The organism is Streptomyces sp. NPDC058683 (genome assembly GCF_042716195.1).
In the GTDB taxonomy this organism is placed as follows: domain Bacteria; phylum Actinomycetota; class Actinomycetes; order Streptomycetales; family Streptomycetaceae; genus Streptomyces.
In genome coordinates, this window is sequence record NZ_JBHXSK010000055.1 from 1 (window position 1) to 24,415 (window position 24,415).

23 protein-coding genes and 1 riboswitch are annotated in these 24,415 nt (G+C 73.0%); of the genes, 10 read left to right on the plus strand and 13 right to left on the minus strand.

Translation table 11 applies throughout. The features are described from left to right. Nucleotides 1–86: 86 nt before the first annotated feature. The 3 genes from ACFWXC_RS42380 to ACFWXC_RS42390 all read right to left on the minus strand — a co-directional run bounded on the left by ACFWXC_RS42380 (nucleotide 87) and on the right by ACFWXC_RS42390 (nucleotide 2,239). Nucleotides 87–476, minus strand: coding sequence for a DUF3040 domain-containing protein (locus ACFWXC_RS42380; RefSeq protein WP_351695295.1), 390 nt, complete (start codon nucleotides 474–476; stop codon nucleotides 87–89). A gap of 277 nt (nucleotides 477–753) precedes the next feature. Beyond that, nucleotides 754–1,524 carry a methyltransferase gene (locus tag ACFWXC_RS42385; protein ID WP_351695297.1) on the minus strand — a complete coding sequence of 257 codons (771 nt, stop codon included), beginning with the start codon at nucleotides 1,522–1,524 and terminating at the stop codon, nucleotides 754–756. Nucleotides 1,525–1,675: 151 nt separating this feature from the next. Then, nucleotides 1,676–2,239, minus strand: a complete 564-nt coding sequence (locus ACFWXC_RS42390; protein ID WP_384487702.1) for an SAV_6107 family HEPN domain-containing protein — start codon at nucleotides 2,237–2,239, stop codon at nucleotides 1,676–1,678. A gap of 195 nt (nucleotides 2,240–2,434) precedes the next feature. Here ACFWXC_RS42390 and ACFWXC_RS42395 point away from each other — a divergent pair, with 195 nt between their 5' ends. From ACFWXC_RS42395 to ACFWXC_RS42415, 5 genes are all read left to right on the plus strand, one after another. Next, entirely contained in the window at nucleotides 2,435–3,205 is a 771-nt protein-coding gene (locus ACFWXC_RS42395; protein ID WP_384487704.1) for an ATP-binding cassette domain-containing protein, read from the plus strand. Continuing rightward, nucleotides 3,177–5,261 (plus strand): YhgE/Pip family protein, encoded by a 2,085-nt coding sequence (locus ACFWXC_RS42400; protein WP_384487706.1) that lies wholly within the window; start codon nucleotides 3,177–3,179, stop codon nucleotides 5,259–5,261. The genes ACFWXC_RS42395 and ACFWXC_RS42400 overlap by 29 nt, the downstream gene beginning before the upstream one ends. A 62-nt stretch (nucleotides 5,262–5,323) precedes the next feature. Next, nucleotides 5,324–5,950 (plus strand): TetR/AcrR family transcriptional regulator, encoded by a 627-nt coding sequence (locus ACFWXC_RS42405; RefSeq protein ID WP_384487708.1) that lies wholly within the window; start codon nucleotides 5,324–5,326, stop codon nucleotides 5,948–5,950. Nucleotides 5,951–6,409: 459 nt separating this feature from the next. Further along, nucleotides 6,410–7,024 carry a DUF4126 domain-containing protein gene (locus ACFWXC_RS42410; protein WP_384487710.1) on the plus strand — a complete coding sequence of 205 codons (615 nt, stop codon included), beginning with the start codon at nucleotides 6,410–6,412 and terminating at the stop codon, nucleotides 7,022–7,024. Nucleotides 7,025–7,071: 47 nt separating this feature from the next. After that, nucleotides 7,072–8,586, plus strand: coding sequence for a phytoene desaturase family protein (locus ACFWXC_RS42415; RefSeq protein WP_384487712.1), 1,515 nt, complete (start codon nucleotides 7,072–7,074; stop codon nucleotides 8,584–8,586). 31 nt (nucleotides 8,587–8,617) lie between these two features. On the opposite strand, the gene ACFWXC_RS42420 is transcribed toward ACFWXC_RS42415, so the two are convergent. The 5 genes from ACFWXC_RS42420 to ACFWXC_RS42440 form a co-directional block, all read right to left on the minus strand. Then, the gene (locus ACFWXC_RS42420; RefSeq protein WP_384487714.1) at nucleotides 8,618–9,610 is read right to left on the minus strand and encodes a hypothetical protein; all 993 of its coding nucleotides are present in this window, start codon (nucleotides 9,608–9,610) and stop codon (nucleotides 8,618–8,620) included. Between the two features lie 56 nt (nucleotides 9,611–9,666). Continuing rightward, nucleotides 9,667–10,590 (minus strand): methylenetetrahydrofolate reductase [NAD(P)H], encoded by a 924-nt coding sequence (metF, locus tag ACFWXC_RS42425; RefSeq protein WP_384487716.1) that lies wholly within the window; start codon nucleotides 10,588–10,590, stop codon nucleotides 9,667–9,669. Nucleotides 10,591–10,736: 146 nt separating this feature from the next. After that, on the minus strand, nucleotides 10,737–11,384 hold the full coding sequence (thiE, locus tag ACFWXC_RS42430) for a thiamine phosphate synthase (RefSeq protein WP_384487718.1): 648 nt from the start codon (nucleotides 11,382–11,384) through the stop codon (nucleotides 10,737–10,739). A 34-nt stretch (nucleotides 11,385–11,418) separates the two neighbouring features. Next, complete coding sequence (locus ACFWXC_RS42435) at nucleotides 11,419–11,784, minus strand: Rv2175c family DNA-binding protein (protein WP_351695318.1); 366 nt, start codon at nucleotides 11,782–11,784, stop codon at nucleotides 11,419–11,421. A gap of 133 nt (nucleotides 11,785–11,917) precedes the next feature. Beyond that, nucleotides 11,918–13,156 (minus strand): NAD(P)/FAD-dependent oxidoreductase, encoded by a 1,239-nt coding sequence (locus ACFWXC_RS42440; protein WP_384487720.1) that lies wholly within the window; start codon nucleotides 13,154–13,156, stop codon nucleotides 11,918–11,920. 129 nt (nucleotides 13,157–13,285) lie between these two features. Next, nucleotides 13,286–13,397: riboswitch (TPP riboswitch) on the plus strand. Here ACFWXC_RS42440 and thiO point away from each other — a divergent pair. The 5 genes from thiO to ACFWXC_RS42465 all read left to right on the plus strand — a co-directional run bounded on the left by thiO (nucleotide 13,395) and on the right by ACFWXC_RS42465 (nucleotide 18,835). After that, nucleotides 13,395–14,564, plus strand: a complete 1,170-nt coding sequence (gene thiO, locus ACFWXC_RS42445; protein WP_384487722.1) for a glycine oxidase ThiO — start codon at nucleotides 13,395–13,397, stop codon at nucleotides 14,562–14,564. (Overlaps the previous riboswitch by 3 nt.) Further along, entirely contained in the window at nucleotides 14,561–14,761 is a 201-nt protein-coding gene (gene thiS, locus ACFWXC_RS42450; RefSeq protein ID WP_384487724.1) for a sulfur carrier protein ThiS, read from the plus strand. The genes thiO and thiS overlap by 4 nt, the downstream gene beginning before the upstream one ends. A gap of 3 nt (nucleotides 14,762–14,764) precedes the next feature. Next, complete coding sequence (locus ACFWXC_RS42455; RefSeq protein WP_384487726.1) at nucleotides 14,765–15,559, plus strand: thiazole synthase; 795 nt, start codon at nucleotides 14,765–14,767, stop codon at nucleotides 15,557–15,559. 428 nt (nucleotides 15,560–15,987) lie between these two features. Next, nucleotides 15,988–17,913 carry a Stk1 family PASTA domain-containing Ser/Thr kinase gene (gene pknB / locus ACFWXC_RS42460; protein ID WP_384487728.1) on the plus strand — a complete coding sequence of 642 codons (1,926 nt, stop codon included), beginning with the start codon at nucleotides 15,988–15,990 and terminating at the stop codon, nucleotides 17,911–17,913. 34 nt (nucleotides 17,914–17,947) lie between these two features. Beyond that, nucleotides 17,948–18,835, plus strand: a complete 888-nt coding sequence (locus ACFWXC_RS42465) for a deoxyribonuclease IV (RefSeq protein WP_384487730.1) — start codon at nucleotides 17,948–17,950, stop codon at nucleotides 18,833–18,835. Between the two features lie 11 nt (nucleotides 18,836–18,846). Here ACFWXC_RS42465 and ACFWXC_RS42470 read toward each other — a convergent pair whose 3' ends face one another. The 5 genes from ACFWXC_RS42470 to ACFWXC_RS42490 all read right to left on the minus strand — a co-directional run bounded on the left by ACFWXC_RS42470 (nucleotide 18,847) and on the right by ACFWXC_RS42490 (nucleotide 24,252). Then, complete coding sequence (locus ACFWXC_RS42470; protein WP_384487732.1) at nucleotides 18,847–19,338, minus strand: Pycsar system effector family protein; 492 nt, start codon at nucleotides 19,336–19,338, stop codon at nucleotides 18,847–18,849. Beyond that, nucleotides 19,335–20,423 (minus strand): hypothetical protein, encoded by a 1,089-nt coding sequence (locus ACFWXC_RS42475; RefSeq protein WP_384487734.1) that lies wholly within the window; start codon nucleotides 20,421–20,423, stop codon nucleotides 19,335–19,337. The genes ACFWXC_RS42470 and ACFWXC_RS42475 overlap by 4 nt, the downstream gene beginning before the upstream one ends. Continuing rightward, nucleotides 20,420–22,639: a hypothetical protein gene (locus ACFWXC_RS42480; RefSeq protein WP_384487736.1), complete on the minus strand. Its 2,220-nt coding sequence runs from the start codon at nucleotides 22,637–22,639 to the stop codon at nucleotides 20,420–20,422. The genes ACFWXC_RS42475 and ACFWXC_RS42480 overlap by 4 nt, the downstream gene beginning before the upstream one ends. Next, nucleotides 22,636–23,442 carry a hypothetical protein gene (locus ACFWXC_RS42485; RefSeq protein WP_384487738.1) on the minus strand — a complete coding sequence of 269 codons (807 nt, stop codon included), beginning with the start codon at nucleotides 23,440–23,442 and terminating at the stop codon, nucleotides 22,636–22,638. The genes ACFWXC_RS42480 and ACFWXC_RS42485 overlap by 4 nt, the downstream gene beginning before the upstream one ends. A 111-nt stretch (nucleotides 23,443–23,553) precedes the next feature. Continuing rightward, a complete protein-coding gene (locus ACFWXC_RS42490) occupies nucleotides 23,554–24,252 on the minus strand; it encodes a Crp/Fnr family transcriptional regulator (protein ID WP_365798599.1) in 699 nt (232 codons plus the stop codon). Nucleotides 24,253–24,415 lie beyond the last annotated feature (163 nt).

Consider the following 24,415-nt stretch of genomic DNA (forward strand, 5'->3'; position numbering starts at 1 on the left):
GGGTGACCACCCACTGGGTGGTCACCCCTCAGTCGTACTTGAAGCTCAGTCGTACTTGAAGCTCAGTCGTGCTTGGAGCGGCGAAGTCAGTGGCCCTGTTCGTCGCGGCGGCGCTGCCAGCGCTCCTCGATGCGGTCCATCATCGAGCGCTTCGGCCGGCCCTGGCGGCGGGCCTGCGGGCCTCCCGCGGGCTGTTCGCCGGGCTTCGGAGCCTTGCGCCAGCCGGTGACGGCGAGGACCGCACAGCCCAGCATGACGAGGAAGCCCACCACGCTGACCCAGATCTGCTGTGCGACCATTCCGGCCATGAGGAGCGCGATACCCACGAGGAAGCCCGCGGCCGCCTGGTAGACCCGTCGCCGGGTGTACGTCCGCAGCCCGCTTCCCTCAAGCGCTGTCGCGAACTTGGGGTCTTCGGCGTACAGCGCTCGCTCCATCTGCTCAAGCATTCGCTGCTCGTGCTCCGAGAGCGGCACGGCGTCCTCCTCATCGTGCAGTCGCCAGGGCGACCCGGGGGGTCCCTTCAGGATAGGCAGGGAATCGCCCCCGTGAAACCCGCCCCTCTAGGCCAATTGACCAACCGGAATCCGCCATGGCCGTTCCGGCTCGCTGAAGCTTCCATTCCCCAGCGGCCGCTCCGTCATGCCGAGCGGTCTCCCTCGATCATACGGCGCAAACCCCTCGATCGGGGGGCCTGTGGCGTACTCCATCCGCTGCCGAGCCCCTGATCAGCGGGCTCGTCTCAGGAGAATCTCAGGCCCCGGCCGCACCCGGAGTCTCGCCGAGCACATGAAGCTGGGTGGCGACGGCGTGGAAGGCCGGGAGCTCGGCCGCGGCGGCCTCCAGCTTCAGCAGGGCGTCGAGAGCGCCGGGCTCGGTGTCCACCAGGACGCCGGGTACCAGGTCGGCGAAGACCCGCACGCCGTGCACGGCGGCGACGGCCAGGCCCGCGCCCTCGACCAGGCCGGTGAGCTGCTCGGCGGTGAAACGGCGCGGCATGGGGTCGCCGCTGCCCCAGCGGCCGTCGGGGTCGTCGAGGGCCTGCCGGGCCTCCTTGAAGTGCCCGGCGAGGGCCCGCGCGACCACGGCTCCGCCGAGCCCGGCGGCGAGCAGACTGAGGACGCCCTCGGAGCGCAGCGCGGCCACCGTGTTGCGCACGCCCTCGGCCGGGTCGTCGACGTACTCCAGGACGCCGTGGCAGAGGACCACGTCGTGGCTGCCGCGCTCGACCACGTCGAACAGGCCGAGGACGTCGCCCTGGACGCCCTTGACCCGGTCGGCGACACCGGCCTCGGCGGCGCGGCGCTCCAGCGCGAACAGCGCGTTCGGGCTGGGGTCGACCACGGTGACACGGTGGCCGAGGCGGGCGAGGGGCACGGCGAAGTTGCCGCTGCCGCCGCCGGTGTCCAGGACGTCCAGCGCGTCCCGGCCGGTGGCCTTGACCCGGCGGTCGAGGGCGTCCTGGAGGACCTCCCAGACCACGGCGGTACGGAGAGAAGCGCGGGGTCGTGTGGGGTCCGGCACGGCAGTTGACTCCTCGGCGCGGCACCGCCTGTTGCCCGGCGGCGCGAACTCGGTGCCTCCCCGGCCCGGGGCGCGGGAGGAAGGAAGGCTTCAGGCGTTCTCCACCCTATTGCCTCCGCTGCCGCCCTCTCGCCTCCGCTGCCCCGCCCGGTCAGCCCGCGTCGGGCAACCCCCTGTCCGGGGCGCCGTCCGGCCGCTCCCCGTCCGGTCGGCGGGGCTGCGGCAGCACCGGCTGGAGGACGAGCATCCGCTCGACGATGCGGAGGAACATCTCCACGTCCCGTATCAGGTCGTCGGCGTCGCGGCGGCCGGCCGCGCCCTGGATGCCCGCCTCGGCGCGGGCGCGGCGGCGGGCGCCGGAGGCGAACAGGGCGCTCCACTCGGTGAGCTCGGGCGTGACCTCGGGGAGCACTTCCCAGGCGCTGCGGATGCGGGCCCGGCGCCGGGGCGAGGTCTCGGGGCGGGCGCGGGCGGCGAGCACGGCGGCCGCGGTGCGCAGTGCGGCCAGATGGGCGGTCGCATAGCGCTCGTTGGGGGTGTCGAGGAGTTCGGCCTCGTCGAGGGTGGCGCGGGCCTGGGTGAGCAGGTCGAGGGCGGCGGGCGGGGCCGTGGCCCGGCGGAGCACGGGGTGCACGTCGCTCGCCGGGCCGGTCAGTGAGGGGGCAGGGCCGGTGGCGCGGCGCCGGTGGGCGGCGGCCGCTGAGGAGTCGGCCATGACGAACCTCCTGTCGTCTGGGTGACGGCTCCCTCACACGGGGTGCCGTATGTGCCCATCGTGAGGTATGGCACTGACAATCCGTTCTGACCTGGGGTTTTGCTTCGATCGCAGGTTCGGGTTAGTTTTTGCACTGACCAGTCAGTTCAAAAACGAAGCGAGTGTGGACACCGCTTCGGAAGGCAGGGGGGACCTGTGCACGGCGTACCTGTCACGGCCGAGCGGCTCGGGCTCGAGGGCCCGCGCGGCTGGGCGTTCCAGGGGATCTCCCTGGACGCCGGGCCCGGCGCGCTGATCGCGGTGGAGGGACCGTCCGGCTCCGGCCGCACCTGTCTGCTGCTCGCGCTCACCGGGCGGATGAAGGCCACCGAGGGCACCGCGACGGTCGGCGGGGCCCGGCTGCCCCAGCAGCCGGCGGCCGTGCGCCGGATCAGCGCGGTGGCCAACGTCGCCGGGATCACCGACCTCGAACCCGCCCTGACCGTGGGCGAGCACCTGCGGGAACGGGCCCTGCTGCAGCGCCGGTTCGGCGACTCGCTGCGCGCCCTGCTGCGGCCCCGGGCCGAGAAGGGCACACAGGCGCGGCAGTTGACCGACGACGCCCTGGCCGCCGCCGGGCTCGACCTGGAGGCGCTACCGAAGGGCGCCCGGACCGCCGTACGGGATCTGGAGCGGATCGAGGCGCTGCGGCTGTCCGTGGCGCTGGCGTTGGTCGGGAAGCCGCGGCTGCTGGCCGTGGACGACGCGGACCTGAAGCTGTCGGCGGCCGAACGGACCGAGGTGCGGGCGCTGCTGGCGTCGATCGCCGCGGCCGGGACGACCGTGGTGGCGGTGTGCGGGGAGGCCCTGGAGGGGGCTGTCGTGGTGCGCACCGGGACCGTTCAGGAAGAGGAGACCAGGATGCCCGAAGCCACCGGAACCGTAGAGGAGGCCGGCGATGCGCTCGCCGCGACTGGCCGCGCTTGAGCTCAGGCGCTTCGGACGGGGGAGGCTGCCCCGCGCGGCCCTGGTGGCCCTGCTGGTGCTGCCGCTGCTGTACGGCGCGCTCTATCTGTGGTCGTTCTGGGATCCCTACGGCCGGCTGGACCGCATCCCGGTGGCGCTCGTGAACGACGACAAGGGGGCGAGCGCGAGCGGCAGGAAGATCACCGCGGGCGACGACATCGTGGACGGCCTCGAGGACAGCAGGACGTTCGAGTGGCACCAGGTGAGCGCGGCCGAGGCCCGCCGGGGTGTCGAGAACGGCACCTACTACCTGTCGCTGACCATGCCCGCCGACTTCAGCTCGCGCATCGCCTCCAGCGCGGGCGACTCCCCGGAGACCGGCGCGCTCCAGGTGCGTACGAACGACGCGAACAACTACATCGTCGGCCAGATCTCCCGCACGGTCTTCAACGAGGTGCGCTCGGCCGCGTCCGCCAAGGCGTCCCGGTCCTTCCTGGACCGCATCTTCATCTCGTTCGGCGACATCCACGGCCGGACCGTGCGGGCCGCCGAGGGCGCCGACACGCTCACCGGTGGCATCGGGAAGGCCGAGAAGGGCTCGAAGGACCTCGCGGACGGGCTGACGGACGCCAAGACCGGCAGCGGCAAGCTCGCCAAGGGGATCAAGAAGCTGGACGCGGGCGCGGGGACGCTGGCGGACGGTTCCCGGCAGGTCGCGGACGGCACCCAGTCCCTCGCGGACCGGGTCAACGGGGTCTACGGCAAGGTCGGCCCGTATCTGGAGGACAACGAGAAGACCATCGGCGACACGGCGCGGCTGGTCGCCGACTCGGCGGGGACAGTCCGCGACAACCTGGACGTCCTGGTGAAGGCGGCCCCCGCGGCCGCGAAGACCGCGCACACGGCCGCCGGGACGCTGGACGAGGTCTACCGGGCGCGCTGTTCGGCCGCCCTGCTGACCGACCCGGTCTGTCCCGACCTGAAGAAGGCCGGGGACGCGGCCGACGACGTGGCCGCCGTCGCCGACGACCTCGACACGCTGATCGCGGACCAGCACGGCGACCTGAAGACGCTCGACGCCGGCCTCGGCACTCTCCAGCAGCAGGCCCGGGCCCTCGCCGACCGGGCCCCGCACCTCTCCGAGGACGTCGCCGACGCCGTCAGGAAGATCGACAAGCTGAACGACGGCGCGGCCCAGGTCGCCGCGGGTGCCGAGAAGCTGCACACCGGCCTCGGCACGGCCCTGACCGGCGCGACCGGCCTGGACACGGGCGTCGGCAGGCTCAAGACCGGCGCCTACGACCTCAACGGCGGGATGTACAAGCTCGCCGACGGCTCCGGCAAGCTCGCCGGCGGTCTGCACGACGGCGCCGCCCAAATCCCCGACTACGGCAAGAACGACCGCGACCGGCGCACCGAAGTGATGGCCGACCCGGTCCGGCTCGCCTCGCAGGACCTGCACAAGGCGCCCAACTACGGCACCGGGTTCGCCCCGTACTTCATCCCGCTGTCCCTGTGGGTCGGCGCGATGGTGGCCTACATGCTGATCCAGCCGCTCAACCGGCGTGCCCTGGCGGCCGGTTCGGCGGCCTGGCGGATCGCGCTGGCGGGCTGGCTGCCGGTGGCCGCGATCGGGGTGCTGCAGACGGCCGCCCTGATGGCCGTCCTGCACTGGGCGATCGGTCTGGAGATGGTCCGCGCGGCCGGGACGGTCGGGTTCCTGTTTCTGGTGACGGCGTGCTTCGCGGCGATCGTGCAGTGGCTGAACGCGCGCTTCGGGGCGGCCGGCCGGATCCTGGTGCTCGCGCTGCTGATGCTCCAGCTGACCTCGGCGGGCGGCACCTATCCCGTGCAGACCAGCCCGGGCTTCTTCAACGCGATCCACCCGTTCCTGCCGATGAGCTACATCGTCGAGGCCCTGCGGAGGCTGATCACGGGCGGCGGACTGGGACCGGTGTGGCAGGCCTGCGCCGTGCTGACGGCGTTCACCGCGGGCGCCCTCGCGCTCACCGCCCTCTCGGCCCGGCGCCGCCAGGTGTGGACGCTGGACCGGCTGCATCCCGAGCTGAGCCTGTGAGGAGATCCATGACGTCCCCTCCGGTGCCCGCGGGAGCCGCCATTCCTGTGAGAATCAGGACCATGGAAAGCAGCAGCACCACGGGCGGCAGCACGCGCCGTGAAGCCACCCGGCAGAAGCTCTACGAGGCGGCCGTCACCCTCATCGCCGAGCAGGGCTTCTCCGCCACCACCGTGGACGAGATCGCCGAGCGTGCCGGGGTCGCGAAGGGCACGGTCTACTACAACTTCGCGAGCAAGTCGGTCCTCTTCGAGGAGCTGCTGCGGCACGGCGTGGGCCTGCTCACCGCCTCCTTGAAGGAGGCCGCCGAGCGGACCGCGCGGGAGGGCGGCAGCCGGGTCGACGCCCTGGACGCGATGGTCCGCGCGGGCCTGGTCTTCATCGACCGCTACCCGGCCTTCACCCAGCTCTACGTGGCCGAGCTGTGGCGTACCAACCGGGCCTGGCAGTCGACGCTGATGGTGGTCCGGCAGCAGGCGGTCGCGGTCGTCGAGGGCGTGCTGCGCGAGGGCGTCGAAAACGGCGAGTTCAGTGACGAGATCGACATCCAGCTGACGGCGGCCGCGCTGGTCGGCATGGTGCTGGTGGCCGCGCTGGACTGGAAGTCCTTCCAGCCGGAGCGCTCCCTGGACGACGTCCACTCGGCCCTGTCCCGGCTGTTGCAGGGACGGGTGAGCGGAAAGGGCTGAGCCCTTCCGGGACCGGCACGCGCGCGTGGCCGCGAGAAAGCCGCCCGCGCGCGTGGGCGGACGAACGCGCGTGGGCGGACGAAAGCGCCGCACGCGCGCGTGGGCACAGGAAGACGCCGGCCCGCGGTGGCCGCGTCCCCCGCGGGCCACCGTCGGACCGGCGCCTTCCCTGTACCCCCGTGTTTCCCCCGGTTTCCCGTCGTCCCCCGGGTCCCCTCTCCCCCGTGTCTCGCTTCCGCCGACGGATCGGCGGAAGGAGCGGGCAAGGGCGCCGGCACCGTTCCGCCGCCCCGTGTCGGCGGTACCGGACCGGGCGCCCCTTTCCGTGTCTCCACTCTCTCGTTCACGCAGGTCGCGGCCCATCCGCGCGCGTACTCAACTCACTCCCTAGGTACGCGTACTCACCTCTGCGTGCTCAGGCCCAGGACGCGCGGTCGCCGACTGGTTACGATCGCCTCCGTGTCGGTACTCCCCTTGGTCTTCACCAGCGGCTGGGCCAGCGGAATCAACGCGTACGCGGTGGTGCTGCTGCTCGGCTTCTTCGGCGCGACAGGCCTGAGCGACGACGTCCCCGAGACACTGCAACGCCCCGAGGTGCTGATCATCGCGGGCGTGCTGTTCCTGTGCGAGGCGGTCGCCGACAAGATCCCGTACGTCGACTCGGTGTGGGACTCGGTGCACACGGTGATCCGCCCCGTGGCGGGCGCCTGGGTCGGGGCGCTGCTCGCCGGGCACAGCGGCTCCCTGTCGGACGTGGCGGCCGGGCTGATCGGGGGTTCGACGGCGCTGGCCAGTCACGCGGTCAAGGCCGGGACCCGGATGGCGGTCAACACCTCGCCGGAGCCGTTCAGCAACATCGTGCTGAGCTTCGCCGAGGATCTCGGGGTCGGCGCGATCGTGTCGTTCGCGATGTTCCACCCGCTGGCGGCGGCGATCATCGCGGCGGTGCTGCTGGCCACCGGTCTGATCGTGCTGGTGTTCCTGGTCTCCCGGATCCGCCGCTTCTGGCGCCGCCGCGCCCAGCGCCGGGAGGAACGCCGGGTCGCGGCCCAGGTGGGCAGGCCACCGGACTGACGGGCCGCCGAGCCGGACTGTCGGTGGCGCTCGATAAAGTCGCGGTCATGGGACGGATTGCGGTGATCGGCGCCGGCATGGGCGCCATGGCGGCGGCCGCCCGGCTGGCCGTCGCGGGCCACCGGGTGACGGTGTACGAGCGTACGGAGACGTACGGCGGCGGGGTGCGCCGGTTCGAGCGCGACGGGTTCGCCTTCGACACCGGCCCGGGCCTGCTGCCGCTGCCCGCCGTCTACCGCGACCTGTTCGTCAAGACCGGCAAGGAGCCGCTGGAGGACCTGGTCGAGCTGGTCCAGGTCGACCCGTCGGCCCGGCACGTCTTCGCGGACGGCACCGAGGTCGCGCTGCCGAACGCGTCCCGCGCGGGTGTCGTCACCGCCCTGGACGAGGCTCTGGGGGCGGGCGCCGGACAGCGCTGGGGCGACTTCCTGGTGCGGGCCCGGGAGACCTGGGACCGCACCCGGCGCCCGCTCCTGGAGGAGCCGCTGTGGCCGGACTGGCAGGTGCTGGCCGAGCGCGAGCCGTACCCGTCCGTGCCGCACAAGAAGCTCCTGCGCACCCGCCGGGCCGGCACCCTCGCCGAGATCGGCGCCTGGGAGCTGCGCGACGAGCGCCTCGCCGCCCTCCTGAACAGCCACGCGCTCGCCTACGGCCTCAACCCCCGTGACACTCCGGCGAGCGCGGCCGTGCTGCCGTACCTGGAGCACGCCTTCGGCACCTGGTATGTGCGCGGCGGCATACGGGAGTTGGCGCGGGCGGTGTACGAGCGGTGTGTGCGGCGGAGAGTCGAGTTCGTGTTCGGCGCCGAGGTCACCGCGGTGCCGGCGAAGGACGGCCGGGCGGCAGGGGTGGAGCTTGCCGACGGCACGGTGATCGACGCGGACCATGTGGTGGCCGGAGTGGATCCGGTGCGGCTCGACGCCCTCACCCGGCTGACGGGGTGCCACCTGGACGCCGACGGCGATGTGCGGGCCGACCCGAAGGCGGTGCGCCCGGGCCGCTTCACCGTGCTGCTCGCACTGCGTGGCGGGCCCGAGGCCGGCGCCGCGCACCGCACGATCGTGCACGCCCCGGACGACGAGACGGAGCTGGACCTGCTGTCCGCGCCCGGCGGCGACCGTCCGGTGCGCCCCACCGTGACGGTGCTGCGCCCCGACGACCCGGCACTCAGACCGGACGACGACCACGAGTCCGTGGTGCTGTCGGCGGTGCTGTCGACCGATGCCGGCTGGGAGAAGGACAGCACGGCCCGGGTGTGTACGGACTTCCTCCTGGAAGCCGCCGAGGCAGCCGTCCCGGGGCTGCGGGAGCGCCTGATCTGGCACGAGACGCGGCTGCCGGAACAGGTCACGGAGACCGGGGGGTTCGGGGAGATCTCAGCTCCCGCCCTCGCCGCCGGCGAGGGCCGTTTCCTGCACCCCGCCAACACCACCCGGCTGCCGGGCCTGTACCGGGTCGGCGGCTGGTCGCACCCCGGCGGCGGGCTGCCGCACGCCGGCATGTCGGGGGCGCTGGTGGCCGGGCTGATCGTGGAGGGACCGGAGTTCCGCGGCTCGCAGTGAGGCGCGGCCCGCGCTTCCCGGAACAGCGGCTTCAGAAACGGTACTGCTCGTCGTACCCGGTGCCGTGCTGACCCTGCTGCTGGCCCTGCTGCTGACCCTGTCCGTCGCCCTGGTAGGGGTACGGCTGCTCCTGCGGGAGTTCGCCGCCGTAGGTCTCGTCGGCGCGCTGCTGCGGGACCCAGACACCGCCCGCCGGGGTCTCGCCGTAACCGGCGTTGCCGTACTGGTCCTGCGCGTAGCCCTGCTGGTCGTACTGCTGGGTGCCGTAGGACTGGTCGTACCCGGCGCCGCCGTAGGTCTGGTTGCCGATGTACGGGTCGGAGTAGTTGGCGTACTGCTGCTGGCCGCCTGCGTCGTAGCCGTACTGCTGCTGGCCGTAGCCGGAGTAGTCGTAGGCGTAGTTCTGGTCGGTGCCCTGGGCGGCGTACGCCTGGTCCTGGCCGGCGGTCGCGTAGGCGGGGTCGCCGGTGGTGGCGTAGCCGGACTCGTTGTATATGCCGTAGGAGCCGGTGTCGTCCGGCAACGGCTGCGGCTCGTACACCGTCGTGGACTCGGCGGCGGTCGGCTCGCCGGCGCGGGCCGGGGAGAAGACGTCGTCGCGTTCGTACTCGTCGTCGCGGCCGTAGCGCGGGTTACTGCCCGTGGCGTAGGCCGCCTGCTGGTCGGCGTAGGCGGCGTCGGCCGCGTCCGGGTCGGTGGCCTCCAGGCCCGGGTCCTCGTCCGGCTCACCGCGGCGGCGCTTGGTCAGGCCGCCCTCACCGTCCGCGCCGGGGCGCTTGACGGCCCAGCCGGCCTCGAAGCCACGGCGGAACGACAGCGTGACGTAGGTCTGGCCGACCGCGAACGCGATCGCGCCCACTCCGATGACGATCACCGACGGGATCAGGACACCGAACACGACCCCGAGGAAGCCGACGAAGGCGAGCAGCCGCCAGCGCAGCCGCGCCTTGTACTGCAGCAGTACCTCGCCCAGCAACCACAGCGCGACGATGCCGAACGCTACGTAGAGGACCGTCCAGCCCATGTACGCCCCTCTCCCAGTGACCGCTACGCAGTGTGTCGTACTCCGGTGCGGCCGGTCTAGGCCCGCGGGGGATGGTGCAGGCCCAGGTTCTCGTGGATTTCCAGCGTCGCCGTGGAGCTGTTGAGCGTGATGAAGTGCAGTCCGGGGACGCCCTCGGCCAGCAGCCGTGCGCAGAACTCCGTGGCGAACTCGATACCGATGGAGCGTACCGCCGCCGGATCGTCTTTGGCTGTGAGGATCCGCTCTTTCAAGGCGTCCGGGAAGGTCGCGTTGCTGAGTTTGGGCAACCGTTCCAGCATCTTCACACTGGTGACGGGCAGGATTTCCGGAATCACCGGCGTCTCGCAACCCGCCGCGTCGACCCGGTCGCGAAGGCGAAGGTACGACTCGGGCTGGAAGAACATCTGCGTGATGGCGTAGTCGGCGCCCGCGCGGCACTTGTCGACGAAGTGCCGGACGTCGGTGTCCCAGTCACTGGAGCGCGGGTGCATCTCCGGGAAGGCGGCCACGCCCACGCAGAAGTCGCCGGACTCCTTGATGAGCCGGACGAGTTCGGCCGCGTAGGTCAGGCCCCGCGGGTGCGCCACCCACTCCCCCATCGGGTCGCCGGGCGGGTCGCCGCGCACCGCGAGCATGTTGCGGATCCCGGCGTCCGCGTACTGGCCGATGATGTTGCGCAGTTCGGCCAGGGAGTGGTCGACCGCGGTGAGGTGGGCGACCGGGGTGAGCGTGGTGTCGGCGACGATCTGCTCGGTCTCCTTGACGGTGCCCGCGCGGGTGGAGCCGCCGGCGCCGTAGGTCACGGAGACGAAGTCGGGGGCGACCGCCTCGACCCGCCGGAGCGCGTTCCACAGGTTCCGCTCGCCCTTGGGGGTTTTCGGCGCCGAGAACTCGAACGAGTACGTGGTCTTGCCGGAGGCGAGCATGTCACGCACGGTGCGTGCGCGGTCAGTCCTGGTGGATGCGGTTCCGAGGGCCATACTCGCAGGTTAGCCAGGGGCGGACGGACACCCAACCACACTCGGGAGATTTGCCCGGATTGTCGGCCCCACGTCCGGATACTGGACAAGTTTCCGGACGGTCCTGTCGAAGAGCGGCGCCGTCCGGAGCGGCCGCGGCCGTGGAGCTACGCCGACCGCAGTCGCTTCGCGAACTCGGCCGCCGCGGCGCCCGGGTCGTCGGCCTCGGTGAGTGCGCGGACCACGACCACCCGGCGGGCGCCCGCGTCCAGCACCTGGTCGAGGTTGCCCAGGTCGATGCCGCCGATGGCGAACCAGGGGCGGTCCGTGCCCAGGGCGGCGGTGTACCGCACCAGGTCGAGGCCGGGAGCGGGGCGGCCGGGCTTGGTGGGGGTGGGCCAGCAGGGGCCGGTGCAGAAGTAGTCCACACCGTCCTGGACGGCGGCCGCGGCGGCCTCGGAGCCGGCGTGCGTGGAGCGGCCGATCAGGACGTCCGGGCCTAGGATCGCGCGGGCGGCCGGGACCGGCAGGTCGCCCTGGCCGAGGTGGAGCACGTCGGCACCGGCCGCGTGGGCCACGTCCGCGCGGTCGTTGACCGCGAGCAGCTTGCCGTGCCGGGCGCAGGCGTCGGCGAACACGGCGAGGTGTTCCAGCTCCTCGCCGGCCTCCATGCCCTTGTCGCGCAGCTGCACGATGTCGACACCGCCCGCCAGGACCGCGTCCAGGAACCCGGCGAGGTCGCCCCGCTCCTTGCGGGCGTCCGTGCAGAGGTACAGACGGGCGTCGGCCAGCTGGGCGCGGGCGGTGTCGGTCATCGGTGAATCCCCCGTTGTGTCGGTACTGGCTGCCTCAGACGGCGAGCGCCTGGGCGCGGCGCTTCACCTCCGTACCGCGATTCTCGCTCAGGGCCTGCGCGGGGGTGCCGGGCAGGCTGGCGTCGGGTGTGAAGAGCCACTCCAGCATCTCTTCGTCCGTGAAGCCGTCGTCCCGCAGGAGCGTCAAGGTTCCGGACAGGCCCTTGACGACCTTGTCCCCGTCGATGAAGGCGGCGGGGATGTGCAGCGCGCGGTTCTCACCACGGCGGACGGCGATGAGCTGGCCCTCCTTGACCAGCTGCCGCACGCGCGTCACCTCGACGTCCAGCATCTCTGCGATGTCGGGGACGGTGAGCCAGGCGGGGACGAGAACATCGATCTTTGCGTCAATCTCGGTCACGGAAACAAGGGTAGGCGTTCCGCCGGGTGGGCCGCGATAGGGAAGCGCCAGGACGGGTGGGTGGTCGGCTGCGGGTTCGTCGTGGCTGGTCGCGTCCATGCGGGGGACCCGCATATGTCACAGCCCCGCGCCCCTAAAGGGGCGCCGCGGTCGCGTTTTTCAAGGGGCGGGCGGGATCGGACAGGGCCGTCGGGTCCATCTGGCGGCCCGCTTCGATCAGCCTGCGGCCCTGCGCCAGGTCTCGTGGGCGGCCTACCGCCAGCAGAGCGACCAGGCGGTCCTCGCGGAGCCAGCAGACGCTCCAGGCCGGGCCCGTCGGGTCACCGCGCCAGACCATGCGGTCGGCGACGGCATGGTGGCCGGCGTACTGCACGAAGCGGCCGAACTGCTCCGACCAGAAGTACGGCACCGGGTCGTAGACCGCGTCGGACTCGCCGAGGATGTTGGCGGCCACCGTGCGCGGGCCCTGGAGGGCGTTGTCCCAGTGGTGGACCAGCAGGCGCTCGCCGTAGCGGCCGGACGGGAAGGAGGCGCAGTCGCCGACCGCGTAGACGTCCGGGACGCCGGTGCGCAGCCGGTCGTCGGCGAGCACCTCCCCGTGCGCGCCCAGGCCGATGCCGGAGCCGGCCAGCCAGGCGGTGGCGGGGCGGGCGCCGATGCCGACCACGACCGCTCCCGCGGGCACCCGCGAGCCGTCGTCGAGCACCACCGCGCCGGGTTCGACACGCGCCACGCGCGCGTGCGTGCGCAGATCGGCGCCGCTGTCGGCGTACCAGCCGGTCATCGGCGCGGCCACCTCGGCCGGGAGCGCTCCCGCGAGCGGGCGGTCGGCGGCCTCCACTACGGTCACCGCGCAGCCGGCCTCCCGGGCCGCGGTGGTGAACTCGGCGCCGATCCAGCCCGCGCCGACCACCACGATGTCGTGCTGCCGGGCAAGCACGGGCCGCAGCCGCTCGGCGTCGTCCAGGGTGCGCAGCAGGTGGACCCCGGGCACGCCCTCGGTGCCGGGCAGCATGATCGGCTCGGCACCGGTGGCGAGCACCAGGACGTCGTAGGGCACCGGTCCGGCCTCGGTGTCCAGCTCACGGTCGGCGGGGCGCACGCCGAGGGCCTCGCGGCCCAGCGCCAGCTCGATGCCGAGCGCCTCGAAGTCGACCTCGAAGGCGGAGCCCTCCGCCTTGCCGAGCAGCACCGCCTTGGAGAGCGGCGGCCGGTCGTACGGCTGGTGCGGCTCGGCGCCGATCAGGGTGACGGTCCCGGTGCACCCCTGCTCACGCAGGGCCACGGCGGTCTGCACCCCGGCCATTCCCGCACCCACGACGACCACGCGTCGCGTCTGTGACGTGCTCCGTCGCTGCGTCTGCTCGCTCACCTGATCACCATAGACAAGAACGATAGACAACTGACAAAGAGTCAGTCAGGGGGCGTGCTGGGTGACCTCTTCCACACCGCCGGCGCAGGCCGTCTTACAAGGGCGGAGCCCCGCGGTCTAGGGTGGCCGGTAAGCACACGCGGGAGCCCGGGCGCACCGGGCTGAGAGGGAGGCTGGCGGCCTCCGACCGTACGAACCTGATCCGGGTCATGCCGGCGAAGGGAGGGGCTGGACGCCCATGTCCGCACATACGTCCGACGTCCTCGTCATCGGGGGCGGAATCATCGGCCTGGTCACGGCCTGGCGGTCCGCGCAGCGCGGGCTCGCCACCGCCGTGGTCGACCCCGCACCCGGCGGCGGAGCCGCGCAGGTCGCGGCGGGGATGCTGGCCGCGGTCACCGAGCTGCACTACGGCGAGCAGACCCTGCTGGGGCTCAACCTGGCCTCCGCCCGCCGCTATCCCGACTTCGCCGCCGAGCTCACCGAGCTGACCGGCCACGACCTCGGCTACCGGCGCTGCGGCACCCTCGCGGTCGCCCTGGACGCCGACGACCGGGCGCACCTGCGCGAGCTGCACGCCCTCCAGCGGCGCTCGGGGCTGGACTCCGAGTGGCTGTCCGGGCGGGAGTGCCGGCGCCTGGAGCCGATGCTCGCGCCGGGCGTGCGCGGCGGACTGCGGGTCGACGGCGACCACCAGATCGACCCGCGCCGGCTGGCGGCCGCCCTGGTGGCCGCGTGCGAGCGGGCCGGGGTGGTCTTCCACCGCGACTGGGCCGAACGCCTGAAGGTGGCACGGGAGCGGGCCGCCGGTGTCGTCACGCGCGCGGGCGACCCGCTGGACGCGGACCGGGTCGTGCTCGCCGCGGGAAGCCTGAGCGGGCGGCTGGCGGGGGTGCCCGAGGACGTGCTGCCGCCGGTGCGGCCCGTGAAGGGGCAGGTGCTGCGGCTGACCGTGCCCGCACGGTACGCGCCGTTCCTCAGCCGGACCGTACGGGCCGTGGTGCGCGGCGGCCATCTGTACCTGGTGCCCCGGGAGAACGGCGAGCTGGTCGTCGGGGCGACGAGCGAGGAGCTGGGCTGGGACACCACGGTCACGGCGGGGGGCGTGTACGAGCTGCTGCGCGACGCGCACGAGCTGGTGCCCGGCATCACCGAGCTGCCGCTGACCGAGACCCGGGCCGGGCTGCGCCCCGGCTCCCCGGACAACGCGCCCCTGCTCGGGCCGACCCGCCTCGACGGGCTGCTGCTGGCCACCGGCCACCACCGCAACGGGGTGCTGCTCACGCCGGTCACGGGAGACGTGATGGCGGAGCTGCTGACCGGCGGTGAGCTGCCTGAGGAGGCCCGTCCGTTCACGCCGAAGCGTTTCGGCCCCGTCCCCGGCGCACTCCTGGAGCAGACCGCATGAACATCTCCGTCAACGGGGAGCGCCGGGAGATCACCCCGGGCACCGCTCTCGACACGCTCGTGAAGTCCTTCACGGCCGCGCCGTCCGGGGTGGCCGCGGCGGTCAACGAGACCGTCGTACCGCGCGGGGAGTGGCCGGGTACGGCGCTCGCCGAGGGTGACCGCGTGGAAGTCCTGACCGCCGTACAGGGAGGCTGAGCCATGGCCGACGATCCGTTCGTGCTCGGGGGGACGGCCTTCTCGTCCCGGCTGATCATGGGGACCGGGGGCGCACCCAGCCTGGAGGTGCTGGAGCGGGCGCTGGTCGCGTCCGGGACGGAGCTGACGACGGTCGCGATGCGGCGGGTGGATCCGGGGGTACGGGGGTCCGTGCTGTCGGTCCTCGAACGGCTGGGGATCCGGGTGCTGCCGAACACGGCGGGGTGCTTCACCGCCGGAGAGGCCGTGCTGACGGCCCGGCTGGCCCGGGAGGCGCTGGGCACCTCGCTGGTCAAGCTGGAGGTCATCGCCGACGAGAGGACCTTGCTCCCCGACCCGATCGAGCTCCTCGACGCGGCGGAGACGCTGGTCGACGACGGGTTCACGGTGCTGCCGTACACCAACGACGATCCTGTGCTGGCCCGGAAGCTGGAGGACGTCGGGTGCGCCGCGGTGATGCCGCTGGGGTCGCCGATCGGGTCGGGGCTCGGGATCCGCAACCCGCACAACTTCCGGCTGATCGTCGAGCACGCGCGCGTGCCGGTGATTCTGGACGCGGGGGCCGGTACGGCGTCCGACGTGGCGCTGGCGATGGAGCTGGGGTGCGCGGGGGTGATGCTGGCGTCCGCCGTGACGCGAGCGCAGGATCCCGAGCGGATGGCGTCCGCCATGCGGGCCGGGGTGGAGGCGGGGCGGCTGGCCCGGCTGGCCGGCCGGATCCCCTTCCGCCACTTCGCCGAGCCGTCGTCCCCCACGGAGGGCCTGGCCGCCCTGGACCCCGAGCGCCCCGCCTTCTGACCGCCGGCCGAGTCCTTCTCCCACCCACGCACCACCCGATCGGTCACCCGAAAGGCCGAACTCTCCCGTGAGGGCTGACCACCATCGGCGGCTGCGGGACGTACGGAGGAGGCCTGCCGGGTGGGTGGGGGCGGAGGCAAGGAAAGGCCACGGGCAGCGGGTTGACCGACCCCGCCGGGGCGCGTGCCGTCGGCAGGTGTGGGGCTCATGACGGCAGCGGGTTGGCCGTCTCCTGTCGGGGGCGAGTGCCGTCGGCGGCTGCCGATGCCGTGCACGTGGTCGGTGGGAAAGGGGGGCCGTCGGGGGCGTGGGGTGTTGCCGGGTGCGGGGCGTGGGGAGGGGCGCGTTGCGTCACAGGTGCGCTGCAAGTCGGTGGGGAAATCTGTCTCACCTGTGGGGGTTTCAGCCGGGGCTCGTACACTCTCGGGGTGGATACGACGCTTCAGGACCCCCTCGTCGGGCAGGTGCTCGACGGCCGTTATCGCGTCGACGCGCGGATCGCCGTCGGCGGGATGGCCACGGTCTACCGGGCCCTGGACGTCCGGCTGGACCGGGTGCTCGCGCTGAAGGTGATGCATCCGGCGCTCGCCGCCGACGGGTCCTTCGTCGAGAGATTCATCCGGGAGGCCAAGTCGGTCGCCCGGCTGGCCCACCCGAATGTCGTCCAGGTCTTCGACCAGGGGACCGACGGACCGTACGTGTACCTCGCGATGGAGTACGTCGCCGGGTGCACCCTGCGTGACGTGCTGCGCGAGCGCGGCGCGCTGCAGCCGCGGGCCGCGCTGGACATCCTGGAGCCGGTGCTGGCCGCGCTCGGTGCCGCGCACCGCGCCGGGTTCGTGCACCGGGACATGAAGCCCGAGAACGTGTTGATAGGGGACGACGGACGGGTCAAGGTCGCCGACTTCGGGCTCGTGCGGTCCGTGGGCAGCGTCACCAACACGACCGGCGCGGTGCTCGGGACCGTGGCCTACCTCGCGCCCGAGCAGGTCGAGAGCGGGGCCGCCGATCCCCGCGTCGACGTGTACGCGTGCGGTGTCGTGCTCTACGAGATGCTCACCGGCGAGAAGCCGCACGACTCGGATTCGCCCGCGGTGATCCTCTACAAGCATCTCCACGAGGACGTGCCGCCGCCGTCCGCCCTCGTGCCCGGGCTGGCCTACGAGCTGGACGAGCTGGTCGCCCACGGCACCGCCCGCGATCCCGGGGTCCGGCCCTACGACGCCGTCGCGCTGCTTGCCGTGGTGCGGGAGGCGCGGGCCGCCCTCCGGGACGAGCAGCTGGACGCCGTACCGCCGCAGGCGCTCTCCGAGGCGCACGACATAGCCGAGGACCGGACCAGCGTCATCCCGCGGTCGCTGACTGTGCCCCGGCCGCTGCCCGTCAACGAGCCGGACGACAGGGTCATGATGACCAGCCGGTTCGAGGCGCCGCCGGTGCCGGAGCGGCGGCACGGGGCACGCCGCCGGTCCCGGCGCGGGCTGGTCACGCTCGTCGTCGCCGTACTGGTCCTCTTCGGCGCCGGCACCGGGATCTGGTACATCAACTCCGGGCAGTTCACCAAGGTCCCGCCGCTGCTGTCGAAGACCGAGGCACAGGCCACCGCGCGGCTGAGGGAGGCCGGGCTCGACATCAAGAAGGTCGAGCACGCCTACAGCGACACGGTGAAGCGGGGCACGGTGATCAGCACCGACCCGGCGGCCGGCCGGCGCATCCGCAGCAACGACTCGGTGACGCTCACCGTCTCGGACGGCCCGGAGACGGTGAAGGTGCCGGACGTGCAGGGGCGGACGCAGGCGAGGGCCAGGGCGCTGCTGAGGGCGGCCGGGCTCGAACCGGGCATGGTGACACGGGAGTTCAGCGACAGCGTGCCCAAGGGGTCGGTCATCTCCAGCGATCCGGGGTCCGGGACCGAGCGGCACGCGGGGACGGCGATCGCGCTCGTCGTCAGCAAGGGTTCGCCGGTGGACGTCCCGGATGTCACCGGTGACGACCTGGACGACGCCCGGCAGGAGCTTCAGGAGGCCGGGCTGAAGGTGACCGTGTCGGCCACCGAGGTCACCTCCGAGTACGACCAGGGGCAGGTGGCCCGGCAGACCCCGGTGGGCGACGCGCAGGCCGCCGAGGGCGACACGGTGACGCTGACGCTGTCCAAGGGCCCGGAGATGGTCGAGGTGCCGAGCGTGGTCGGGGCCACGGTCGACGACGCGACCAAGCTCCTGGAGCAGTCCGGCTTCCAGGTCAAGGAGGACCGCGGGCTGCTCGGGCTGTTCGGCGACACCGTGAAGCGGCAGTCGGTGGCCGCCGGCGGGCAGGCGCCCAAGGGGTCGACGATCACGATCACCATCCGGTGACCGGGGCCGGCCCGCGGCGTGACACCCTGGACGGGTGAAGAGCCACCCGTCCCCTCCCCCAGGTCCCGCCAGAAACCCCGTGGGCGGTCATGTCCCGGTGGCCGGCGGCCTGCACTCCGTGGGGCTGTCGTACGCCCGTGAGCTGAAGGCCGAGACCGTGCAGGTCTTCGTCGCCAACCCGCGCGGCTGGGCCACCCCGGCGGGCAACCCGAAGCAGGACGAGGCGTTTCGGGCGGCCTGTGCGGAGGGATCGGTCCCGGCGTACGTGCACGCCCCCTACCTGATCAACTTCGGCTCGCACACCGAGGCGACCGTGGAGAAGTCGGTGGAGTCGCTGCGGCACTCGCTGCGGCGCGGGCGGGAGATCGGGGCGCTCGGGGTGGTCGTGCACACCGGGAGCGCGACCGGCGGCCGGGCCCGGGACGTGGCGCTGAAGCAGGTACGGGCGCATCTGCTGCCGCTGCTTGACGAGCTGACCCATGACGACGACCCGTTCCTGCTCCTGGAGTCCACCGCCGGGCAGGGCGCCTCGCTCTGCTCGCGGACCTGGGACTTCGGGCCGTACTTCGAGGCGCTGGACGCGCATCCCAAGCTGGGCGTGTGCCTGGACACCTGCCATGTGTTCGCCGCCGGGCACGACCTGACCGGGCCGAGCGGGATGCACCAGACGCTGGACCTGCTGGTGGACACCGTCGGCGAGGGGCGGCTGAAGCTGATCCACGCCAACGACTCCAAGGACGTCGTCGGCGCGCACAAGGACCGGCACGAGAACATCGGCGCCGGGCACATCGGCGAGGATCCGTTCCGTGCGCTGATGACCCACCCGGCGACCGCGGGCGTACCGCTGGTGATCGAGACGCCCGGCGGCAAGGAGGGGCACGCGGCGGACGTCGAGCGCCTCAAGCGGCTGCGCGACGGCTGACCGCGGCTGGGTCAGCCGACCGCCAGCGGCACCGCCGCCAGCAGCAGCCCCGCCCCGAGCAGCGCCATCGAGCGGCGCAGCCAGCGGTACTTCGCCGAGAGGATGACGCTGACGTCCTGGAACTGGGTGAGCAGCCAGCCCACCCGGTCCGCGCCGACCTCGGCGGCGGCGCGGCGCAGTGCCTCCTGGTCGGTGGCGGCGAGCGCGTCGGCGTAGAAGGTCGGGCCCGGTGCCGAGCGGAACGTACGGGTACGGGGCACGATCACCGCGAGCAGCAGCAGGGTGCCCGCCGCCCACAGCGCCGCGCCCGCCGCGAGGAACAGCACGGCGGGCCCGGAGACGCCGGGCGGCAGCCCGCGCCCGAGGGCCAGGGCGGGTACCGCCACGGCGCCGGACAGCAGGACGGACGCCTTCACGTCCGCCCTGCCCAGGTCCTCGCGCACGGTCAGCAGCAGCCGTTCGGCGACATAGTGCGCGGCGGCGTCGGGGTCGGCTGGGGTCATCGGCGCGCCTCGGGGCTGGAGTCGTCCTCCACCCCCGTGCCCTCTCCGGGGATGGTGTCGACCGGGGGTACCGGCGGCGCGGGCAGGACCGGCGGAGGCGCGTCGGCCGGGAGCATCGGCGGCGCGGGCGGCATCGGCGGTACCGGCAGCGAGGTCGGGGCCGGCGGCAGGCCGTTCGGGAAGACACCCGTGGAGACCGTGCGGCTGAAGTCGATGAGGGCCTGGACCTGGTCGTCGATCTGGTGGCGCTGCACCACGCCCTGGTTGATCAGGTTGGTCAGATAGTCCAGGGCGCCCTGGCGCTGTTCGCGGGCCTGCTGCTGGAGCACGCCGAGGATCTCGTGCGCCCGGCCCGGGTCCGAGGCGATCATATGGGCGTACTGGACGGTCTCGCCGGCCGTGATCAGTTTCTGCGCGTCGTCCATGTTGGAGGCGATCCGCGCCTTGTTGACGTTGTCCATGGCCTCCTGGACCACGCCGCCCTTCTCCACCGCGACCATCTGCGCCTGGTAGTCGGCGGCCGCCTGGCCGAGGTCGATACGGACGAACACCTGGGTGGCGAGGCCGAGGTCGGCCCCGAAGTCGCCCCACCGGCCGCTGGCCAGCTCGTCCTGGATCGCCTCGTCGACCTGCTGGGCCGAGTCCAGGCTGTAACGGCGGCTGAGTCCGCGCAGCCGGGCCTCCAGCGAGGGGCGCAGCATGCGCTCGACGTCGACCACACGCTTCTCGGCGGCCTGGTAGAAGTCGTGCACCTCCCAGTTGACGTCCGCGCCGGCCCGGAACCGGGAGCGGTCGCCGAAGGTCGGCAGCTCCAGCTGGAAGGAGACCTGGTGCTGGCCGCGGGCGATCCAGCACACCGAGGTGGGCTTGCCCATCAGCGGCTTGTTGTGGTGCTCGGCGCCGCGGACGGTGATGACGCTGTGCCCGCCGTTCTTGTAGTAGAGCACCGAGGCGACCTGGCTGTTGCGGTGCCGGTAGGTGGTCTGTGGGGCGAACTCGCGGACGAAGGGGCCTCTGAGGTCGTGCGGAAGGACGAACTCCTCGTCCTGGGGCGGCCACGGCTGCCCCCACTGGTTGTGCGTCATGGTGTACTCGCTCCCTGGACCGCGCCCCACAGGCGGCGGACCTGCTGATCGTTCAGTGGTTGGTCGGGGTCTTCGGTCAGTTCCTTGATCAGGCCGAGCAGCCGGTTGCGGTCGTCGTGGGTGTGCACGAGGAGCGGCAGGAACCGCTCCAGCCGGTCGGCCCAGGGCTGGTCGGCCGAGTCGCGCAGCCAGTCGGAGAGGGTCTCGATCGCCGCCTCGTACGACCGTGGGGTCTGGAGCGCGGTCCACAGGAGCCCGGCGAGTTCCGCGGCGAGGGCGGGCCGGACGGCGGCCAGGGCCAGCATCAGCGGCCAGTCGCCGTAACCCTCCAGGTCCTCGTGCTGGTTCCAGAGGTCGACGACGGGGACGGCGGCGAGATAGACCGTGCTCTGCAGGCCGAGGTCCTGCTGGGTCCGGCGTTCGTCGGAGAGCCAGGCGCGGATCCGGCGCAGGGTCTGGGCCTCGGGGTGGGCGCCGGCGAAGTGGGCGACCTGTACGGCCGCGTCGGCCCGCAGTTTGCCCTCGTCCCAGACGCCGATCCCGCCGATCAGGTCGAGCGACTCGCGGACGGTGTCCGTGGCCCGGCCCCGGCCGAGCACGGCCCCGGCGGTCCAGCGCAGCTGCTCGTCGCCGTACCGGGCCCAGGAGCCGGCCAGGGCGCGGACGGCGGTGCCGACCTCCGGGGAGCGCACGCCGACGTCGAGCACGGTCGCGGCGAAGAGCCGGCGGCGGGCCCGCTCGGACTGGGCCATGGGCTGGACCAGTTCGTGCACGGTGTGCGAGAGGTCGAGGCGGCACAGCTGGCCGGCCGCTACCGCGGCCCGTACCCAGACCTGGGGCCGGGTGTCCTCGCAGAGTCCGGCCAGCCAGCGCAGCACGGGTCCGCGCGCGTTGTGCCGGTGCTGCCACAGATGGCCGAGGACGGCCGGGGCGAGGGCCTCGCCGCCGAACCGGACGGTGCGGACCGGTACCTCCTCGGTGCCGACCTCCTCGGTGCCGAGTTCGGCGACCGCGCGGGCGGAGACCAGCCGGGCGTCGACGCCGTCGCTGAACAGCGGCCGGCCGGGGGTGGCCTCCGGGTCGACGGTGACGGCCAGTTCCCAGGCGAGCACCTCGGCTGCCTCGGCGACGGCGCTGAGCGAGGCGCCCTCCAGGACGGCGACGGCGATCCGGTAGGCCGCGTCCCGCAGCCGCTCGGGGGTCTCGGAGCGGATCCCGCCGGCGAACCATTCGGCGGCCTGGCTCTCGGCGAACTTCCGGCACTCGGCGAGGAGTTCGTCGTGGGTGAGCTCGTCCCTGGTGTGCCTGGCGAGGAGCCTCGCGAAGTGCGCGGCCTCCGCCGGCCGTAACTCGTCGAGTCCGCGCGCCTCCAGGACGTCGGGGTCCAGGGCGGTCGCCCGGGCCCGCTCGTACAGCTCGGGGCCCGCGGCCTCCAGTTCGAGGGCGAGATGGCCTTCGAGTACGGCGGTCTGGGCGGCCGGGGTGTGGACGCGGTAGTAGCGGCCGCCGCGGGAGAGGACGTCACCGGGTTCGGGGGTGGCCAGCAGGACGGCGTACGCCTCCTTCCTGCCGAGCAGTTCGCAGAGCCGGTCGAGACCGGTCTCGTCCGGCAGTCCGGTGGCGCTGGGTTCCAGGGCGTAGCCGTGGCCGTCGTGGATCTGGTCGTCGTCCAGCCGGTCCAGGTCGGTGCGCGGGTCGAGCCGGGAGACGTGGCCGCGGGTGAGGTCGTCGAGCAGGGACAGGGCGGTGTAGGCGCGGCCGGTGCCGGGCTGGCCGTACAGCACCAGGAGGCGGCCGCCGCACAGTTGCTCGCGGTGGTCGCCGTAGTCCGCCGGTTCCTTGAAGACCCGGCGCAGCCTGCGCAGTTCGTCCTCCGGGAGCGGGCCGGCCAGCAGGCGTTCCGCGGCCTGCGTCTGCCGGCTGTAGAAGTTCATCGTGCCGACGGATCCGGAGCTGATGAGGGTGCCGGATCCGTGCTGGTTCACGGCGGAGCGGTAGATCCGGGAGGCGGCGGCCGCGGCGCCGGGCAGGGCCTCCTCACCCAGCGGGTTGGCGGCGGAGCCGCCGATGACGTCGGCCTTCTCCGGCTCGGGTGCGCCGCCGGACTCGGCGCCGGGCGACTTGTCCGGCTCGGCCTTCTGCTGCGGCTGCGGTTGCTGCGGCTGCGGCTGCGGTTTCGGGCCGCCCTGGGGCGGCGGCGGGTTCTGCGCGTTCACCGGTCACCGCCGTCGGAGATGTTGATGGTGTCGATGGTGCCGCCGACCACGATCTTGCCGGGGCCGGTCTGGGTGATGGTCTGGACGACACCCCCGGTATCCCTGGGAGCCGGCGGCTGCGGCGGGCTGTCCCCCTCCGGTGCGGACGGCCCCGACGGCCCGCCCGGCCCGCCCGGCTCGTCCGGTCCGTTCGCCGAGTCCGGTCCCTGGTCTTCGGGCGGCTCGGGGGGCTCGGAGCATCCGGGCACCATGAACCAGGCGGTGGTGCGGCCTTCCTTGAGGTCCACGTCGTGCCGCCGGTAGTGCTTGGGGTCCACCCAGCGCCCGCCGGGCAGGATGAAGTCCTCGTGCACCCGGTCGGAGGCGGCGACCACCATGGGTGCGCCGTCCGCGGCCTTGAGGATCGCCTTCGCGACACCGCAGTCGGCCAGCCGGCAGGCGAGGTCGACGGCGCGTCCGGAACGGCCGTGGGCGTCGGCCGTGACCCGGCCGATGTGCAGGCCGACGCGCAGCCGCAGCGGTTTCCTGAGGTGCCGGTTGCTCTCCCGGAGGTTCTGGTGGAGGTGCTCCACCCATTCCCCGAGGACCCGGACGGGCGGCACGTCGGGCGCCAGTACGCCGAGGATGCCGTCGCCACGGTCTTCCTGGTAGAGCCGCGGCGGACGGATGCCGGCCTGTTCGAAGGCGGTGCCCGTGACGTCGTAGAGTCTGCGCCGCATCTCGGGTTTCTCGGTGTCGGACAGCAGGCCCGAGCCCTGTGCGTCCACGTTGACGATGAAGCCGTACGCGGCTTCCCCCTCCATCGTTTTCTCCTCCCTGCCGTCCCGCCGGGCCACCGGCGCCTCCGGTGCGATGCTCGCGGAGCCGGCCGGTCGCCGCTGTAGCCGTTTACACAGCGCGGGACTCGATGCTTGTCAGGTCTCCGTGCCGTGTGGTTGTCCGGCGGCGAGCAGGCGGAGCGGGTCCAGGTCGGCGACGGCCAGGGTGCCGGGGCCGGTGCGGACCAGACCCTGTTCGCGTAACAGGCGCAGGGCCTTGGCGACCGCCTCGCGGGTGGAGCCCACGGAGGCGGCCAGCTCGTGCTGGGCGAGGGGCAGCCGTATGGTCACGGCCTCGTTCTCCCGCAGGCCGGTGCGGTCGGCGAGTTCGACCAGGCGTTCGGCGAGCCGCTGGAGCACGGTCATGGAGGCCAGGGCCCGGCGCTCGTGGTCCGCGCTGCGCAGCCGCTCGGTGAGCTGGACCGTCATCAGCGCGTTGGCGTGCGGCCGGGCGGCCAGGAACCGCCGGAACCGCTCGCCGGGTATGACCAGGCCGGTGACCGGGCCCAGGGTGCTCACGGAGGCGCTGCGCGGGCGGCCGTCGAGCGCCGCCATGTCGCCGACGACCTCACCGGCCCGCCTCAGGGCCAGGATCAGCCGGCCGCCGCGTTCGGTGGGCGTCCACACCGTGCACCAGCCGTTGAGCAGGACCACCGCGAACGTGGTCCGGTCGCCTTCCGTGACGACCGTGTCGTACGGCGGGTACTCGTGCCGGGTGCCGAGTCCCGCCAGTGCTTCCCGGTCCCCCGGACCGAGCCCGCCCATGAAGGTATGCCGCTCTCCGAACAGCCCCACCGTCGTCCCCCGACCGCTCGCCCCCGAACCGGACCAAGCGGAACCCCAAGGGCCCCTTGGATCCGTCTCCGCCCGACGCGTCTCCCGCCAGGCAAGGATCTCAGCGTAGCGCTCTGGGCACGGAATGTGCCGACCGTTACCGGAACGAGCCCGAACCCTTCAC

Coding starts and splice junctions, on each gene's coding strand:
- ACFWXC_RS42415 (WP_384487712.1), top strand. CDS start 7,072: ATGGGACGGATTGCGGTGATCGGCGCCGGCATGGGCGCCATGGCGGCG.
- thiS (WP_384487724.1), top strand. CDS start 14,561: ATGAACATCTCCGTCAACGGGGAGCGCCGGGAGATCACCCCGGGCACC.
- ACFWXC_RS42485 (WP_384487738.1), bottom strand. CDS start 23,442: ATGGAGGGGGAAGCCGCGTACGGCTTCATCGTCAACGTGGACGCACAG.
- ACFWXC_RS42455 (WP_384487726.1), top strand. CDS start 14,765: ATGGCCGACGATCCGTTCGTGCTCGGGGGGACGGCCTTCTCGTCCCGG.
- thiO (WP_384487722.1), top strand. CDS start 13,395: ATGTCCGCACATACGTCCGACGTCCTCGTCATCGGGGGCGGAATCATC.
- ACFWXC_RS42390 (WP_384487702.1), bottom strand. CDS start 2,239: ATGGCCGACTCCTCAGCGGCCGCCGCCCACCGGCGCCGCGCCACCGGC.
- thiE (WP_384487718.1), bottom strand. CDS start 11,384: ATGACCGACACCGCCCGCGCCCAGCTGGCCGACGCCCGTCTGTACCTC.
- ACFWXC_RS42470 (WP_384487732.1), bottom strand. CDS start 19,338: ATGACCCCAGCCGACCCCGACGCCGCCGCGCACTATGTCGCCGAACGG.
- ACFWXC_RS42475 (WP_384487734.1), bottom strand. CDS start 20,423: ATGACGCACAACCAGTGGGGGCAGCCGTGGCCGCCCCAGGACGAGGAG.
- ACFWXC_RS42420 (WP_384487714.1), bottom strand. CDS start 9,610: ATGGGCTGGACGGTCCTCTACGTAGCGTTCGGCATCGTCGCGCTGTGG.
- ACFWXC_RS42405 (WP_384487708.1), top strand. CDS start 5,324: ATGGAAAGCAGCAGCACCACGGGCGGCAGCACGCGCCGTGAAGCCACC.
- metF (WP_384487716.1), bottom strand. CDS start 10,590: ATGGCCCTCGGAACCGCATCCACCAGGACTGACCGCGCACGCACCGTG.
- ACFWXC_RS42400 (WP_384487706.1), top strand. CDS start 3,177: ATGCGCTCGCCGCGACTGGCCGCGCTTGAGCTCAGGCGCTTCGGACGG.